The organism is Ruegeria sp. AB7, assembly GCF_056542625.1.
Genome location: NZ_JBQGAC010000010.1, coordinates 56,174 through 72,657, shown reverse-complemented (window position 1 = coordinate 72,657; position 16,484 = coordinate 56,174). Strand labels below are relative to the sequence as shown.

Genomic DNA, 16,484 nt, shown 5'->3' with positions numbered 1-16,484 from the left:
TGGATATCCGAGGCGAGCGGGCGGGGCAAGCTGGTGGTATTGTGAATTTTCTGTGGTCGTTTGATCCGGTAGAACCAACACGACAAGGAGTGGTGGGTTTTTGGCAGAACTTGCGGAACTGATTGCCGGTTGGGCGCAACCGGGCCGGGTGACATGGATCGGTTTACGTCCCGGCCGCAGAGCGGAATTGGATGGGCGCAACGAGGTTTGGGTCTCAGCCGATGGGCTCGACGGCGACCGCAGCCGGGCGGGCAAGCGGGCGGTGACTTTGATCCAGCAGGAACATCTGGCGGCGATTGGCTCTTATCTGGGGCAAGGATCGGTTATGCCTGAGATCCTGCGGCGCAATCTGGTGGTTTCGGGGATCAATCTGGCGGCGCTAAAGGGGCGGGAGGTGCAGGTGGGGGAGGCCATTTTACGCTTTACCGTGATCTGCGCTCCATGCAGTCGGATGGAGGAGGCGTTGGGCAAAGGCGGCTATTCTGCTGTGCGGGGGCATGGGGGTTGGTGTGCCGAAGTAGTGCAGTCGGGGCAAGTCAGGCTTGGCGATGTGGTGCAGCCGATTGATTGACAACACCTCTCAGTTCTGAACATCAGCAGAGGATGGAACGCAGTACCATTCCATATGCGGGGGCCGGGCAGGTCGTGGGGTTGTTCGGAGGGTCATTTGATCCTCCGCATCAAGGTCATGTGCATGTGACGCGCGAAGCGATGAAGGCGTTCGGGCTGGATCGGGTGTGGTGGCTGGTGTCTCCGGGGAACCCTCTTAAGGAGCGGGCGCCTGCGCCTCTGGCGCGGCGGGTTGAGGCGGCGCGGGACGTGATGCAGCATCCGCGCGTTGAGGTCACGGATATCGAGGCGCTGACGGGCACGCGGGCGACGGCGGATACGCTGTCGGCGTTGCGGCGGCTTTATCCTCAGGTTCGGTTCGTTTGGCTGATGGGCGCGGACAATCTGGCGCAGTTTCACCGCTGGAAGGACTGGCGGCAGATCATGGACAGCGTGCCTGTGGGCGTTGTGGCGCGGCCGGGGGATCGGATCTCGGCGCGGATGTCTCCGGCGGCTCGGCTTTATGCCAAGTACCGTATCGACGGGCAGGCGCGGCATTTGCTGGGGCGGGCGGATGCTCCGGCGTGGTGTTTTGTGAACGTGCCGATGGTTGACGTCAGTTCGACCGAGTTGCGCAATCGCGGGAATTGGAGCGATGGGGTGTTGCCCGAATGACTCCACTTGGCGCATAATCTTAATCAAGTGATTGTCTGCATTTGAGCTCTGGGATTCTAATAGACCCATGGTCGATCGAATTTCGCGTCGTTTGTTTCTGGGTGGATTAGGGGCGTCTCTGGTTCCGGGCGCAGGTCTGGCCGAGGCGCCTTCGGTGTCTCTGCGCCCTGTGCTGCGTGGCCCGCAGCCCAGCGGGGCCGAGCGACTGGTTCAGGCAGCGGGGCTGAAGGGCGAGGTTGTTTTCGCCGTGGCCGACGTGGAAACCGGAACGCCGCTGGAGGTGTTCGGCGAGGGCCAAAGCCTACCACCAGCCAGCGTCGCCAAGGCGCTGACCGCGCTTTATGCGCTGGATGTGCTGGGTCCGGAGTATCGGTTCGAAACGCGCTTGATCGCGGATGGACCGGTGGAAAATGGTATTCTGAAAGGCGACCTGATCCTTGCGGGTGGCGGTGATCCGCTGCTGGATACAGACGCGCTGGCCACAATGGCAGCCAATCTGCGCAAGGCCGGGATCACCGAGGTAAAGGGCGCGTTCAAAGTCTTTGATGGTGCGCTGCCCTACGTCTTCAGCATTGATCCGGGGCAGCCGGATCATCTGGGCTATAGCCCGTCGATCAGCGGGATTTCCCTGAATTTCAACCGTGTGCATTTCGAGTGGAAACGCGAGGGCACCGGCTATGGAGTAACCATGGATGCGCGCAGCGCGAATTATACGCCTTCGGTAGATATGGCATCAATGCGGGTCGAGAACCGCAGCCTGCCGATCTACACCTATCAGCCAAGCGCGCGGCAGGATCGCTGGACCGTGGCCAAAGGCGCGCTAGGCAATGGCGGGGCACGCTGGCTGCCGGTACGCAAGCCTGCGCTTTATGCCGGAGATGTGTTCCGCACGCTGGCACGCGTGAACGGGATTGTACTGGGCCGGGTACAGCTGACGCGGCAAGCACCGCAAGGGACCGAACTGGTGGTGCATCAGAGCGATCCGTTGGAAAGCATCCTGAAGGGGATGCTGAGATATTCGACCAATATAACCGCCGAAATGGTGGGTTTGGCGGCCACCAAGGCGCGCGGGGTTGCGCCGCAGAGCCTTGAGGAGTCAGCTGCAGAAATGAACCTATGGGCGGCAGAGCGTTTTGGCGCAGATGGGATCGCGATGGTCGATCATTCCGGACTTAGCGGTTCCTCACGTATGGCCCCCTTCGGTCTGGTCAATACGCTGGTGGCGGCGGGGCAATCAGAGGAGCTGCGGCCTTTGCTTCGGTCCTTTACGCTGGCCGACAAAAATGGGCAGCCGGTCAAGGATCATCCGATCAAGGTCGACGCAAAGACGGGTACTTTGAACTTCGTCTCGGGTCTTGGCGGTTACATGACAACGGCAGATGGGGTGGATCTGGCCTTTGCGATCTTCACCGCCGATACCGCGCACCGTGCCACGATCCCGCGCGCGTCGCGCGAGCGCCCGGACGGCGCGCGGGCTTGGAACCGGCGGTCTCGCAAATTGCAACGCAATCTGATTGAGCGTTGGGGTGCGCTCTACGGTAGCTAGGTTGTATGCCGCGCCCGTGCCCCGCGTTCGATAGCGGCAGCGTGCAGGCGGTCGATGCTGAGCTCGTACCGGATTTCTTCCAGCAGACGCAGTTCGGTTTCGGCCAGAGTGCCGTCAGCGGCGGCGACATCACAGGCCAGCGCGTAGGCGGTTTCGTTCAGGCGTTCGGGCAGGTTGTCACGGATCAGTCCGAACAGGGCATCCAGCCCGTCAACCTGCTCAAACAAATCAAACACGATCTGCGAGACGCGGCGGGTTCGGTCGATGTCGTAGCCTGCAAACACCGGCAGCATGTTGACCGCGCCTTCAATCTTGACCAGCTCTGCAGTTCGGATGTTCTCGTCCGAGGCGGAAATCGCCACCATGATCGCCACAAGGCAATCCTGCGGGGACATCGGATGTGGTGTTTGCTCGGTCATGGTGTCGTCCTGAATGAAACGTTTGTTGCCGCACGATAGGAGCGGGTGCAAGGAGGTTCAACTGGTAGTTTTGGGGTGCAATGAATACGATCGATGAGGGTGGGTGATTTCGGCTGTGATGTAAACGCCCGTTGAGAGCTTATACCTGCCGTCGACCAGGCTTCTATTCTTTGCATGTGCTGCGCGTCGCGAACCAAGCATTTCGGATTTTCACCGCCAGCATTCTAAAGCAGAACTTCGCCAAGTTAATTGGCCATACGGAAACGACCAGGCACTAGCTAAGATGCGTTTCAGTTGGGCGTCTTTCTATGCCTTGCAACGCCGGTCATGCCCGAAATTTAGCAAGCTCACTCCAGAATAATTCTACAGCATCCGAAGTGTTCTGTGACTTACGCGCTGCGCAGATGTTCCACGTAAGGTTCTGTGCCATAGACACGGGTTTCACCGTCTTTGCATGGATCAGATCCGCAAATGTGTCCGCCATCCCTCCCACGATGTAGTCCGGTTCTGCCAACAATCCGGTCAGGAGGTTGTAGTCGTCGCATTCGATATGCGGCTGTGCATTCACCTTTTCGACGGCTTCAGCACCGCCACCAAGTGCTTTTGTCAAAGCGGCTTTCCAGTGTTTGTGGAGATGCGGAGATGCGAAGGGAAAATCGAATATGCCTGCCATCGTTTGCGGGCCACGCTGATGAATCTTATGGTCGCGATGTGCCACAAACTGGATTTGTTGTTTCTCCATCACCATAATCTCGACGTTGTCAGCTTCGGGTGTGTAGGTCAGGTCACCGAGGAACATGTCGAACTTTCCCGTCTGCAACAAATCAAGCGGTCGTGCGTAGGCGCTTACCAGAATTCGGAAGCGAAGATCAGGCATCACTTGCCGCACTGATCGCAGGGCGGGCAGGATCAGGGTTCTCGTGGTCAGAGGCCCGCAACCGATCAGCAAAGTGCCCGGCCCGGTTTCGCGCAAAGCGGCCACGCGCGTTGCATACTGGTTCAGGTCTTCGCGCAGCGCCTGGGCGATTGGCAAGAACTCCTGCCCTGCGCGTGTCAGAGTGCTGTTGTTTCGGCTTCGATGAAACAAAACAAGCCCCGTATAGTCCTCGGCCTGCCCGACATAGCGGGACAATGATGCGTTGGACACACCCATCGCACGGGCAGCATTTTGGAAACTGCCGATTTCAGCCAATGTAAGAAAAGCGGTCAAAGAGTTTTCGTTCATCATGCCGTCAAACACATTTCAGGTTTTGCTCTTTAGATTTCACAATATGAAATTCCGGTAAAGCTCTGTTGCGACGCGAAAGTTTCGACCGCTATCCCTGATCGGACTTTCGATATTCCCTTCACCGGTATCGTCTTCTACGTTCGCAGAGGTAAAAATGTTCATTTTTCGATCTATTGTGGTTTCCGCCACGCTGGCTACAGCTTCGGTCTGTGCCCTGCCAGTTTTGGCCGAAACCGACCAGCCCAATATCCTTGTCATCATGGCCGACGATGTCGGCTGGGCCAGTCTGGGCAGCTATCATCAGGGTGTGAAAAGTATCAAAACCCCCAACCTTGACCAGCTTGCTGCGGATGGTATGCGCCTTACGGACTACTATGCACAGCCAAGCTGCACCGCAGGGCGATCTGCCTTTATCACCGGACAATTGCCAGTTCGGACGGGGATGCACACAGTCGGGCTGCCCGGAGATCCGGAAAAAGGTCTGAATGAAAAAGACCCTACTCTGGCCAACATCCTTAAATCTCTAGGCTACACCACCGGGCAATTCGGCAAAAATCACTTGGGCGATATGAACAAGTTTCTGCCAACTGTGAAAGGTTTCGATGAATATTGGGGCTGGCTCTACCACCTGAATGCGATGGAATACACCTCTGACCCCGATTGGCCCAAAGATCAGAAATTCAACGACACATTTGGCCCACGGAACATCATCCACGCCTATGCCACTGATACAATTGATGAAACCGTAGATCCACGCTGGGGGCTGGTTGGAAAGCAGCGTATAATAGACGATGGCCCAGCTCCGCCCGAACGGCAAAAAACGCTCGACGATGAGGTGACGGCCCATACTCTGGACTTCATCAACCGCGCGGTCGATAGCGACACGCCCTTCTTTGTCTGGATGGCCCCGGCCCGAGCGCATGTCTGGACACATCTGAGCCCCGAATACGAGGCAATGCTGGGCGACGGGCGCGGTTTGCAGGATGTAGTAATGAAAGAGCTTGACGACAACGTGGGCAAGGTCATGGCCCGTCTGGACGAACTTGGCATCTCGGACAACACTATTGTAGTCTTCACCTCGGATAACGGCCCCGAAACCATGACTTGGCCTGATGGTGGAACAACACCGTTCCGAGGCGAAAAAGGTACGACATGGGAAGGCGGCTTCCGCGTTCCTGCTATCATTCGCTGGCCCGGAAGAGTTTCCGCCGGGACCGTAAGCAACGGTATTTTTGCCGGTCTTGATTGGATGCCTACCCTCGTCGCCGCCGCCGGAGGACCTGACGATCTGCCTGGATCACTACTGAAGGGCTATGAGGGCTATCAGGTGCATCTGGATGGTTACAACCAACTGCCTTTCCTGACTGGCGAGGGTGAGAGCAACCGGGACGAGATTATCTACTACGAAGGTCCGGACCTGCAAGCTGTACGCCATGGTGATTGGAAAGCACATTTCACGATACAAACCGAAGGATGGGCAGGTCCAAAAGAGGAACTGAACGCGCCCCTGCTGTTCAACCTGCGCCGCGATCCCTATGAAAAGGCAGCTGAGGAATCGGGGATGTATACCCGTTGGATGGGCAACAAAATGTGGGCCTTTGGCCCTGCTGCCAAAATCGTCCAAAACCACCTGTCTACCTTCAAGGACTATCCTCCGCGGGGGTCGGACATAACCAACCAGGGCCATGTCGAAGAGCAGATATCGACCGAAGGTGGGATGTCGCAGTAGAAATCAAACCTCGGGGGGCATCACCTGTTGCCTCCCGATCTGTGTCAAGGATTTCATCGAGGGCCGCGAAAATCACGCTTCACCGCCTCTTTGCTATCGCACTGCCCTGTTCATCCCGCCGTCGGACAGTATACTCTGACCGTTGATATACCGGGCTGCATCGCTGGCGAGAAACACGCAAGCCTGCCCAATTTCTTCGAACGTTGCGGGCCGCTGAGCGGGGATTTCCCGGCGAGCTTGTTCGGACAGGTTCACGTTCTCGCAGAACCCCGGCAGCAGGTTGTTCATGCGAATATTGTGCCGTGCATATCGGTCCCCGTAAAGCTTTGAGAAACTATGCAATGCTCCACGCAGCATGCTCATGGGATAGGGCGCACGTGGCTCGATTGTGTTCATGGATGAGATATTAACGAATGCACCACCGCCTTGTTCGATCAGAATGGGCGTGACGATACGGGCGATCTTGACGACATTTAGCACATACATGTCCAGACTTTCGTGCCATAACTCGTCGCTGAGTTCCAAAAGCGGTCCGTCAAAGTCAGGATCGAAACCGACGGTTTTGATGGCTTCAGGCACCGTTCCACCGTGACCCATATTACTGACGATTGCATCAATCCGTCCATATTTGCTCATGGTGTCGTCGACCATCGCTTGCAAATCATCGACATCTAATACAGAGCCGCGACGGCCAATGCCCTCAAGTTCCTCCGCCAATTCAACCGAGCGGTTGGAAGGAGACATAAGCGAAACCTTATAGCCGGCTTTCGCCATTTCAATGGCGCAACCCCGGCCAATTCCCTGTCCTGTACCTGTCATCAAAGCAACTTTGGTATCGGGCATGGTGTGTCCTTTCTTTGGGCGCACAGTGTGTGAGGTTTATTGATCTGTGGTCAGTGTAACTGCCGGGAACAAAGCAGACCTATCGAGTTTTTGGGACAATGCTGTTAGGTTTTCTCACATGCCGGAGAACCTTAGACATCTACGTGCCCTTCAGGCCTTTGATGAAACCGCAACCCACTCCAGCCTGTCCAAGGCAGCAGATGTTCTGAACGTCACCCACGGGGCGATCAGTCGGCAAATTAAGCTGCTGGAACTGCATCTTGGCGTAACGCTTTTTCATCGCCGCCCAAATGGGGTTGAACTGACCAGTGCCGGGGAGCTTCTGCATCAATCGACGCGCGGGGCATTTTCGGCGTTGCAACTGGGCGTGATGGAGGTGAAGCGGCTGCATCACCGCCAGTCGATTACGGTGTCGTTGTCAACATCGCTGGCGCTTAAATGGCTTGTCCCGTTGCTCAGTTCATTTCAGCAAGAACATCCGGGTATCGCGTTGCTGCTGGACACAAATGATCGATTTGCGGATTTTGATGCGTCTGAGGTCGATGTCGCCCTGCGGTTCGGGGAACCCGGTTGGGACGGGCTCTATCATGAGCAGATAAGACAAGAGGACCTGATTGTTGTAGCAGCGCCATCCCTTGTTGGTAAAGCCCGACTGCCGATGCCCGCCGAGAATGTGGCTGATCTTCCACTCTTGCATGATGCCTACAACGTCGGGTGGGAAAGCTGGGCTGCGCAGGTCGGGCTGGGCGCTGACCGGATCAATTCGCAGAGCATCAAGTACGTGGACAGCGCGGTTCTGTTGGAGGCTGCGATTGACGGGCAAGGTGTAGCGTTGGCAAGACATCTCTTGGCGGAGAGGGATTTGGAACTTGGTCGCTTGATCCGCCTCGATGAAAGCCGGGTTCCATTGGATCGGGGGCTCTACTTCGTCTGCCGCCCCGGCGATCAGGAACGGGTCACCGTGAGAATTTTCAGGAAATGGCTTATGTCGATTTAATCTTTTTGCCTTGCCTGCAAATCCGCGAGAGCGATCAACAGACTACGTTTTTCAGAATGCCGCAATGCCCCGTGCTGCGGACACTTGTAACCAAGACCAGATATGGATTGCACGCCGTTCATGCGCATAGAGGCATGAAAATCACCACCCTTTATTGACTCATACTGCACCTGCACAATAACAGGGGCCGGTCCGGGCGCATGGGGTGTCTGGCACGTTTCCCGATGGAGTATCCAAATGTCTGACCTGCGTGAAACCGCGATGACGTCCAAGGCGTGGCCGTTTGAAGAGGCGCGGCGGTTGCTCAAACGGTATAAGCAGGGCGCTCCGGAGAAGGGATATGTGCTGTTTGAGACGGGTTATGGCCCCTCGGGTCTGCCGCATATCGGGACCTTTGGTGAGGTGGCGCGGACCACGATGGTCAAGCGCGCGTTTGAGGCGCTGTCGGATATCCCGACCAAGCTGATCTGTTTCTCGGACGATCTGGATGGGATGCGGAAAGTGCCCAGCAATGTGCCGAACCCCGAGGCGCTGCAGGATTATCTGCAATGTCCGCTGACCTCGGTGCCGGACCCGTTTGGTGAATATGACAGCTTTGGTGAGCATAACAATGCGATGCTGCGCCGGTTCCTCGATACTTTCGGGTTCGAGTATGAGTTCTATTCGGCGCGCGAGTTTTACCGCTCGGGCCAGTTCGACGAGATCCTGAAGCGCGCCGTTGACAAGTATGACGACGTGATGGCCATCATGCTGAAAAGCCTGCGGGAAGAACGTCAGCAGACCTACTCGATCTTCCTGCCGATCCATCCCGAGACCGGGCGGGTTCTGTATGTGCCGATGAAGAAGGTTTGCGCCGAGACCTACACTGTCACTTTCGACGATGAGGATGGCAAGGAATGGACGCTGCCCGTGACCGGTGGAAACGTCAAGCTGCAGTGGAAGCCAGATTTCGGCGCGCGCTGGGCCGCGTTAGGCGTTGATTTCGAGATGTATGGCAAGGAACATGCCACCAACGAAAAGATCTATGACGCGATCTGCCGGGCCTTGGGTGGTCGTGCGCCTGAGCATTTCTCGTACGAGCTGTTCCTCGATGAGAACGGGCAGAAGATCTCGAAATCTTCGGGCAATGGTGTCTCGATTGATGAATGGCTGACCTATGCGCCGACCGAGTCGCTGGCCTATTTCATGTACCAGAAGCCCAAAACGGCAAAGCGGATGCATTTCGATGTGATCCCGAAGGCGTATGATGAGTATCATCAGCAGTTGCGGGCCTATCCGGGGCAGGACCTGAAGGCGCAGCTGAACAATCCGGTGTGGCATATCCACGGTGGGAATGTACCTGAATCCACGCTGATGGTGCCCTTTGCGATGCTTCTTAACCTAGCGTCGGTTTCGGGAGCCGAAGATAAAGAGGCGCTGTGGGGCTTCATTCGCCGGTATGCGCCTGAGGCGACCGCCGAGACCCATCCCGATCTGGATGAGGCGGCGGGCTTTGCGGTGCGTTACTTCAACGATTTCGTCAAACCGACGCGCAAACACCGCGCGCCGACGGATCAGGAACGCGAGGCGCTGGAAGCATTGAAGGCGGCGTTGGAAGCCTATGATGGGCCGATAGAAGATGAAGCGCTGCAATCGGTGGTGTATTCCATAGGGCGCGAGCGGTTTGATCCGATGCGCGGCTGGTTCACGGCACTTTACGAAGTGCTGTTGGGGGCGTCGCAAGGGCCTCGGTTTGGTGGGTTCATCGCGCTTTATGGCGTGCCAGAGACGATTGCTCTGATCGACAAGGCGCTGGCCGGGGAATTGGTCTGATTTGACCTGATCCAGTGTGGGGCTACCCTTGCATCAGGAGGTGGCCCCATGCGTCAACTATTGCTTGCTGTATCCCTGATTGCCGGACTGGCATCCGGAGCTTTTGCTCAGAGTGACGAGATTGAGGCCAATATCTCGGCGCAGATTCAGGCCTTCAAGGCGGATGACTTTGCCACCGCCTTCACCTTTGCCAGCCCCAATATCCAGCGGCTGTTCGGCGATCCGGAGAATTTCGGGATCATGGTGCGCCGTGGCTATCCTATGGTCTGGCGGCCTGCGGATGTGAGGTTTCTGGAGTTGCGCGAGATTAGCGGAGCCCTGTGGCAGAAGGTCATGATCACTGATGGTGACGGACGGGTGCATCTGCTGGACTACCAGATGATCCGGCAGGAAAACGGCTGGAAGATCAACGGTGTACAGTTGCTGGGCAATTCTGACCCGGCGGCCTGAGGCAACACCACCGTCACGGTGGTAAGAGCCGCGATTAATTCCTTTTCGATACTCAGACCCATGCGCTTGGGCTCAGGGCTCGGGCGGTATCGGGTTTTGGCGCGCGTGCTTGGCGCGATTGGGAAAGGGATTTTACATGAACAAGGCAATCACCGACGGCATCGTGTTCATGCCGCCCGCCTATGCGGCTGGTCTTGGGGTCTGGTCCAGTGGCGACGGCACGCCGGGCTCTCCGACCTATGAGGGGTCGGGCACGGGGGTGTTCGTTCCGGCGGATGCGGATTTCGCAGGCTGTCTGGAGATTTACAAAACGGCAGAGCCTCAGCGGCTGCGGTATATGGGGCAGACGCCTTTGTTGCCGGGCTGCTATCTGCAGATCAAGGCGCGGGTGAAGGCGATCAGTGGGCCATTGCCCGAGGTGCGGATCGCGGGCTGGGCCGGTGGAGCCGGAGATGCGCACGTGGACGGATTGGCCGAGCAGGGTCCGGCGGTGCAGCTGACCGGCTATGGCACTGTGCATGAGGTGACGGCCATCGTGGGCACAGGCCTGCGGCCCGGCGTGGACATGCCCTGGGGCAATGCGGTGCTTTATGGCCATTTTGGATTGGATATCGAAGGCACCAACGGTGCGGTGGTGCGGGTGGATGATATCGAGATCACTGATGTGACCTCGGTCTTCCTGCGCGATTTGATTGGTCTGGTCGACGTGCGCGATTTCGGCGCTGTGGGTGACGGGGTCACCGATGACTCGGCAGCGTTTGAGGCGGCGGATCAGGCAGCGAACGGGCGCAAGGTTTATATTCCGCAAGGTGAGTTCCGGCTGGAAGAGAACACTAACATGGCGTCCGAGGTCGCATTTGACGGCACCGTCACGATGCCGGTCGACAAGATGTTGCTGCTGACCAAGAATTTCGATCTGCCCACCTATATCACCGCCTTTGGTGATGAAATGCTGGCGTTTAAAAAAGCGTTTCAGGCGTTGCTGAACAGCTCGGACCATGAATCGCTGGATCTGGGCGGGCGCAAGATTGCGGTGACCGAACCCATCGATATGGCGGCGGCAGTGCCGAACCGGACAGGCTATGCCACCCGTCGCGTGGTGCGCAACGGGCAGTTTGACGTCAAAAGCAGCTCGACCTGGGATACCGAGACCTTCACCTCGATCGCGACCTACAGCCCGTCTGATCCTGATACGCTGACCAACGTGGCCAATGTGGCGAATATACCGGTGGGTTCGCTGGTCACCGGCAGCGGGGTCGGGCGTGAGGTTTATGTGCGGTCGAAAAACGAAAGCACCGGTGAAATCACGCTGAGTGCGCCGACTTATGATGCCGCAGGGACGCAGACCTTCACCTTCACATCGTTCAAGTACCTGCTAGATTTCAGCGGTTTCAGTGCGCTGCAGAAGTTCAACATGGAAGGGATCGAGTTCCAGTGTAACGGTCGGTGCAGCGCGATCCGGTTGTCTCCGGGCGGGAACACTTTTGTACTGAAAGACTGTTTCATCAGTCGCCCGAAGGACCGGGGTATCACATCAATCGGGCGCGGATGTCAGGGGATGCTGATCGATGGCTGTCAGTTCCTATCGACCGAGGAAAGTCTGGACGTGCCGGACCGAAGCTCAATCGCGCTGAACGCCAATGCCAACGACGTCAAGCTGCGCCACAACCGGGCCACGCGGTTCCATCATTTCGCGGTGCTAAGTGGGGACAACAATCTGGTGCTGGGCAACCACTTCTTCCAGGGCGACAACGTCGCGAACGGGGTGCGCAACGCTGGGTTGGTGATCATCGGCGGCTATAACAGTTCGTCCATCGCCGAGAACTATGTCGATAACTGTTTTATCGAATGGACCAACGAGCACGATGCCAACCCGGATTATTTCACCAGCTTCTCGTTCAGCGCGCTGAGCATCACGGATAACATCTTTTATGCCAGCGATGTTGCCCCCTGGTTCAGCTATCTGGTGATCCGCCCCCATGGCACGGGGCATTTCTTGAACGGGCTGACCGTCACCGGCAACAAGTTCCGCGTCAACAACGTGCGGATCGACCGAGTGGACCGGGTCGATACCAGTTTTGCCGATCTCGACCCGGAAAGGCACAAGAGGGTGTGTTTCGAGAACAATACGTTTCACGGCATCGATAGGCCTTGCGCCAATCCATTGCGGCTGCAGCACACGCAAAGCTCACCGTCATCAGCCTGGACCGTCAGTTCGCAGGGCCAATTGCCGTTCGGGGGCAGGGCGCGCGGGTGTGATGCGGTTGTTGCCCTGGGAAGCCTCAGGACATCGTTGAATGCGGTGCGCTATACCGCGCCATATGTCGAGTTGCGACAGGGATCGGGCCAGAGCGATATCCGCCTGCGCTGGTCCGAAGGCTTGCGTGGTGCGGTTTCGACCATTCTGCGGATTGATACCTGATTGATGCGGTGGGCCGCCTGAATGTAGGCGGCCCATCTTTAATAGCTGCGCCACAATCCAAATTTGATCCCGATGTTATCATCAGCCGAATTGCGCTCGGCACCCAGAATCCAGGTGAGTCTGCCCGTCTTTGGGCGATACATCAGCGAAGGTCGCACCCTCCAGTACCATGGTCGGTCCGAAACATAAGAAGTTTCGATCTGCAGGAGCGGGTCAAACCGTCGACCCGAGGACAGACCGGCCGTGAAATCCAATTTGCGGATCACTGCCTCATGGGTGCGGTTTTCGAGCGCTGCGTCGACATTGATCCATCCACCTCCCAATCCGGTTTGAATGCTTTTGCCGTATGAAAGTGTTGCTTTGTACATTGCCCAACTACTGTACTGGCGATGGTGCGCGCCAACGCCGAACTCGGCCGCCAGACGCCCTGCTGACCCCATGTCTGCAACCGGCACGCGTGCAAAGACCAGCGCGTGCCCATACAAATCCTGATGCTCCTCGGCATCCAGTCCGATCGTGAGTTTCGGCCGCAATCCCCACTCGGTATAAAGCGAGGTTTTGTACTTGTAGACGTCTTCCTCTTTGAAAGCGGTCACAGATAACGCGGTGAAGCTTGACCCCTTCTCGCGGAGCCACGCACCGGACCATGCCGGAGTGCACACCATAAAAAGCAGCGGAATGACGAGAACCAGACGAGCCATGGGGGCAGCATCGGCAGACATGGTTAACGGATGGTTAGTTTCTTGTTCATCTTCGAGAAAGATTTTTTGATCCAAAAACATTGTCTATGTGCAGGAAAAGGGTGGCGTTTTCAAAAGCTGTGCTAGGCTCGGGTCAGCTATAAAGGAGGAGCCTTATGCCGCAGATTTCCAAAACCAACAGCTATCAGACTGTCATCACCACCTTCGAGATGACCCCCGGAACCTGCCAGGACCTTCTTGAGGCGCTGACCGATGCTTATGCCGAGTTCATTTCGAAACAGCCGGGTTTCATTTCAGCTGGATTGCATGTGAATGATGCCCAGACGCGGATTGCCAACTATTCACAATGGGAGCGCCGCGAGGATTTCCTGGCGATGTTGCGCACACCGGAAATGCGAGAGCGGAATCGCAGGGTTAACGAGCTGTGCAAGAGCTTTGAACCCGTGATGTACGACGTCGCCGAGACATTCGGTGAGACCTGATCTGAGTCAATGCACGGCCACCACCGGTCGCGCAGAATAGCGGCACAACTACGGAGGCGCGAGCCATGTATCATAACATTCTTGTTCCCATTTCCTTTGATGCCGAACGGGACAGCTCGGCAGCGTTGAAGCTGGCAGAACTACTGTCGACGCCCGAGGCTGCGGTTACGCTGCTGCATGTGGTAGAGCACATTCCGGATTATGCGATCTCGTACATGCCTGCCGAGTATCTGTCCGAAGCCCGCAAGGCCATTCAGACCGAGCTTGATGCTCTGGCGGCGCGCGTCCCGAATGCGAAGGGGCTGGTGGTTGAAGGCCATTCCGGGCGAACGATTCTGGACTGGGCTGAAGTGAATAAGCCTGACCTGATCATCCTGGCTTCGCACCGCCCGGGGATGCAGGACCTGTTGTTGGGTTCAACCGCGACCCATGTGGTGCGCCACGCCAAATGTGCCGTGCATGTGGTGCGATAAAGTCGAGCTTTTTCCAAGCCGACCCCGATTGCGGCCATGGCTTTGCCACATACCGCGTGTAAGACCTATGGCATGACAACCGGGAAACAAACGAAAGACACCGATCCGAACCCTCGTCTTACACGGCGGCAACGGCGGGCAGACGCGTTGCGCAGGCAGGCTCTGTCTCCGGTGCGTATTCTACTGATGGTGCTGGCCTTGCCCTTAACCACAGGAATGATCGCAATCGGTGTCTACCTGCGCGTTTCAGACTACGAACGTCATGAAGCGGTGATCCATCTGGTGGCGCTGGCTGGGTGTGATGCGGTGGAGATGCTGGGTTTCGGGCCTTTTCGCGAAGGAAGGCCCGGATATCATAAGCGCAATGACCCCGATGGTGATGGTGTCGCCTGTGGCTCGTTTGCCTTGCAGAAACCACGCAATGTCGCGATGCCGGGAGATATCCAAGCCAATCCCCGGAATCTTCAGACCCCGAAACAGCGCACTGTCGGAACGGCAAAGTTTTTGAAGCCTTGAATCGGTGGGGGGCGAAATCTTGAAAAGATTTCGGGGCGCTTTCTTTTCAAGAAAGCGTTGCGTGGCTCAGGTGAGCCAACGCACGGGTGCGCGGTTGCAGAAGATTACGATCTGGCCCGAGTTTTCCGCCACTTGATAACCGCGACGATTGATTTCGGCCATAAAACGCTCCATCCCGGCAAATCGCTCTATATCGCGCGCCTTGCGACGGATTACGCCACCTTGCTGCACTGCCTTGGAGGCGAATAGATCACTGAGCCAAACCTCAGGCGAGAGGGGAGAATTGCAGTTATACATCACCTATGATTTGGCGCAGCTAGGTTAATGCCGGGTAAAGAAAGTTGCACCCGCAAAGCGGGTCTTGCCTTGTCCTGACCAGAGCGCCACAGTCGCCGCGATGACTCGTGATGAATTCAATGCCTTTTGCTCGGACCTCAAAGCCACCAGCCATGTCGTGCAGTGGGGCAACGCAGATGTCTGGAAAGTAGGCGGCAAAGTCTTTGCCATCTGTGGTTGGAACGACGGAAAGGATGCGTTTACCTTCAAGGCCACCGATCTTGCCTTTGAGGTCCTCGGAGATGAGCCAGGTATCCGCCCAGCGCCCTATCTGGCATCGCGAGGTATGAAATGGCTGCAGGTTTACGATGAACGTGGCATGAGCGACGCGTCGCTGCGAGATCATATTGTAATCTCATACGATCTGGTCGTTGCTAAGCTGACCAGAAAGGCGCGGGCAGAGCTGGGCCTTTAAGGCGGTCAGTCTTTCATGGCGTGCAGCAGCTCAAGCAGTTTTTTCCGGTCATCATCGTCGGCATAGTCTCCGCTGGCCAGCCGTTCGGCGATGCTGAGGCGCAGACGGTCATGTTGTGTGCGAACCTCTTCGCCCGCCGTTTCAGCGAGGGTCTTCATGATCACTGCCACCGCCTGCTGCCGTTTGGTGGTGGGATTGGCGATGTAGTCCACAAGGCTTTGCTGTCCGGAATCAAGGATGTTTTCGGCCAGATCACGCAGTTGATCCCCATTTGGAAGCAACGGCGTAGGGGCATTTTGCGGTGGCAGAATCTCAGGCGGGCTGCGCGGGGTTTCCGCTAGCGCATTGGTGCCGTCAACAAAGGCTTCGGTGATCATCCGCGTGATCCTGATCGCGCGCGGATCTTTAAACAAAGTCGAGGCAATAGCTACGCCGTAGTCGGTATAGACCCACGGATTGACCCGTCGGCCACCGCGGCCTTCGGGTTTTGAGATCACATTCTGTGATTGCAAATCCGCGACCTCTGCGTCGGAAAGCTGAAAGCGGTAGCCTTCGAACAGATCCTTATTGCGCGAGACGGCCTGATTGAAGGCGCTGACGGATTTCCCGTAAAACTGCGCCAGATCTTCTGCCAGAACCACGCGTACACCGCGCACCCGATGAATGGCGTTTTGGACCTCTTGAGGGCTGGGCAGGTTTTCCGGGTTCGTCATCATATCCGTTTGGAATCACAATTTGTGATTTCAAACGTGACGCAGGGCGCGCTGGGCTGCAAGTTTGAACTGCAGGTAGGTTCGATGTCTCTTGCCGAGAGGTCTGTCAGATTCGGCCAATACCCTGATGGAAATAACCTTTTTGAAAGAACAAGCTTGCCCTCTATCAAGTTGACAA

17 protein-coding genes are annotated in these 16,484 nt (G+C 57.0%); 12 read left to right on the top strand and 5 right to left on the bottom strand.

The annotated features are described in order from the left end of the window. Positions 1-100: 100 nt before the first annotated feature. From ACR0EN_RS19775 to dacB, 3 genes are all read left to right on the top strand, one after another. On the top strand, positions 101-571 hold the full coding sequence (locus ACR0EN_RS19775) for an MOSC domain-containing protein (RefSeq protein WP_170818632.1): 471 nt from the start codon (positions 101-103) through the stop codon (positions 569-571). 32 nt (positions 572-603) lie between these two features. Continuing rightward, complete coding sequence (locus tag ACR0EN_RS19770; protein ID WP_170818633.1) at positions 604-1,224, top strand: nicotinate-nucleotide adenylyltransferase; 621 nt, start codon at positions 604-606, stop codon at positions 1,222-1,224. Positions 1,225-1,291: 67 nt separating this feature from the next. Then, positions 1,292-2,770 (top strand): D-alanyl-D-alanine carboxypeptidase/D-alanyl-D-alanine endopeptidase, encoded by a 1,479-nt coding sequence (gene dacB, locus ACR0EN_RS19765; protein ID WP_480588399.1) that lies wholly within the window; start codon positions 1,292-1,294, stop codon positions 2,768-2,770. Here dacB and ACR0EN_RS19760 read toward each other — a convergent pair. After that, on the bottom strand, positions 2,767-3,189 hold the full coding sequence (locus ACR0EN_RS19760) for a tellurite resistance TerB family protein (RefSeq protein WP_170395941.1): 423 nt from the start codon (positions 3,187-3,189) through the stop codon (positions 2,767-2,769). The two genes, dacB and ACR0EN_RS19760, sit on opposite strands and share 4 nt — an antisense overlap. 325 nt (positions 3,190-3,514) lie before the next feature. Then, a complete protein-coding gene (locus ACR0EN_RS19755) occupies positions 3,515-4,414 on the bottom strand; it encodes a LysR family transcriptional regulator (RefSeq protein ID WP_480588397.1) in 900 nt (299 codons plus the stop codon). A 157-nt stretch (positions 4,415-4,571) separates the two neighbouring features. Between ACR0EN_RS19755 and ACR0EN_RS19750 the strand changes: the two genes are divergently transcribed. Further along, positions 4,572-6,146: an arylsulfatase gene (locus ACR0EN_RS19750; RefSeq protein ID WP_170395945.1), complete on the top strand. Its 1,575-nt coding sequence runs from the start codon at positions 4,572-4,574 to the stop codon at positions 6,144-6,146. Between the two features lie 93 nt (positions 6,147-6,239). Here the strand turns inward: ACR0EN_RS19750 and ACR0EN_RS19745 are convergent, their stop codons facing one another. Next, the gene (locus tag ACR0EN_RS19745) at positions 6,240-6,989 is read right to left on the bottom strand and encodes an SDR family oxidoreductase (RefSeq protein WP_170395947.1); all 750 of its coding nucleotides are present in this window, start codon (positions 6,987-6,989) and stop codon (positions 6,240-6,242) included. Positions 6,990-7,107: 118 nt separating this feature from the next. Here ACR0EN_RS19745 and ACR0EN_RS19740 point away from each other — a divergent pair, with 118 nt between their 5' ends. The 4 genes from ACR0EN_RS19740 to ACR0EN_RS19725 all read left to right on the top strand — a co-directional run bounded on the left by ACR0EN_RS19740 (position 7,108) and on the right by ACR0EN_RS19725 (position 12,670). Next, the gene (locus ACR0EN_RS19740) at positions 7,108-7,986 is read left to right on the top strand and encodes a LysR substrate-binding domain-containing protein (protein ID WP_170395949.1); all 879 of its coding nucleotides are present in this window, start codon (positions 7,108-7,110) and stop codon (positions 7,984-7,986) included. A gap of 237 nt (positions 7,987-8,223) precedes the next feature. Then, positions 8,224-9,798: a lysine--tRNA ligase gene (locus ACR0EN_RS19735; protein WP_480588395.1), complete on the top strand. Its 1,575-nt coding sequence runs from the start codon at positions 8,224-8,226 to the stop codon at positions 9,796-9,798. Between the two features lie 48 nt (positions 9,799-9,846). Then, complete coding sequence (locus ACR0EN_RS19730; protein ID WP_170818637.1) at positions 9,847-10,248, top strand: DUF4864 domain-containing protein; 402 nt, start codon at positions 9,847-9,849, stop codon at positions 10,246-10,248. Positions 10,249-10,384: 136 nt separating this feature from the next. Further along, positions 10,385-12,670 (top strand): glycosyl hydrolase family 28-related protein, encoded by a 2,286-nt coding sequence (locus ACR0EN_RS19725; RefSeq protein ID WP_480588392.1) that lies wholly within the window; start codon positions 10,385-10,387, stop codon positions 12,668-12,670. 38 nt (positions 12,671-12,708) lie between these two features. Here the strand turns inward: ACR0EN_RS19725 and ACR0EN_RS19720 are convergent, their stop codons facing one another. Continuing rightward, positions 12,709-13,371: a hypothetical protein gene (locus ACR0EN_RS19720; RefSeq protein WP_170396100.1), complete on the bottom strand. Its 663-nt coding sequence runs from the start codon at positions 13,369-13,371 to the stop codon at positions 12,709-12,711. A 155-nt stretch (positions 13,372-13,526) separates the two neighbouring features. Between ACR0EN_RS19720 and ACR0EN_RS19715 the strand changes: the two genes are divergently transcribed. From ACR0EN_RS19715 to ACR0EN_RS19700, 4 genes are all read left to right on the top strand, one after another. After that, positions 13,527-13,853 (top strand): antibiotic biosynthesis monooxygenase family protein, encoded by a 327-nt coding sequence (locus ACR0EN_RS19715; protein ID WP_170395957.1) that lies wholly within the window; start codon positions 13,527-13,529, stop codon positions 13,851-13,853. A 65-nt stretch (positions 13,854-13,918) separates the two neighbouring features. After that, the gene (locus ACR0EN_RS19710; RefSeq protein WP_170395959.1) at positions 13,919-14,326 is read left to right on the top strand and encodes a universal stress protein; all 408 of its coding nucleotides are present in this window, start codon (positions 13,919-13,921) and stop codon (positions 14,324-14,326) included. A gap of 72 nt (positions 14,327-14,398) precedes the next feature. Further along, positions 14,399-14,842: an excalibur calcium-binding domain-containing protein gene (locus ACR0EN_RS19705; protein ID WP_255612008.1), complete on the top strand. Its 444-nt coding sequence runs from the start codon at positions 14,399-14,401 to the stop codon at positions 14,840-14,842. Between the two features lie 397 nt (positions 14,843-15,239). Beyond that, on the top strand, positions 15,240-15,593 hold the full coding sequence (locus ACR0EN_RS19700) for an MmcQ/YjbR family DNA-binding protein (RefSeq protein WP_170423840.1): 354 nt from the start codon (positions 15,240-15,242) through the stop codon (positions 15,591-15,593). Positions 15,594-15,598: 5 nt separating this feature from the next. On the opposite strand, the gene ACR0EN_RS19695 is transcribed toward ACR0EN_RS19700, so the two are convergent. Next, complete coding sequence (locus ACR0EN_RS19695; protein ID WP_480588391.1) at positions 15,599-16,309, bottom strand: ORF6N domain-containing protein; 711 nt, start codon at positions 16,307-16,309, stop codon at positions 15,599-15,601. Positions 16,310-16,484: the final 175 nt, after the last annotated feature.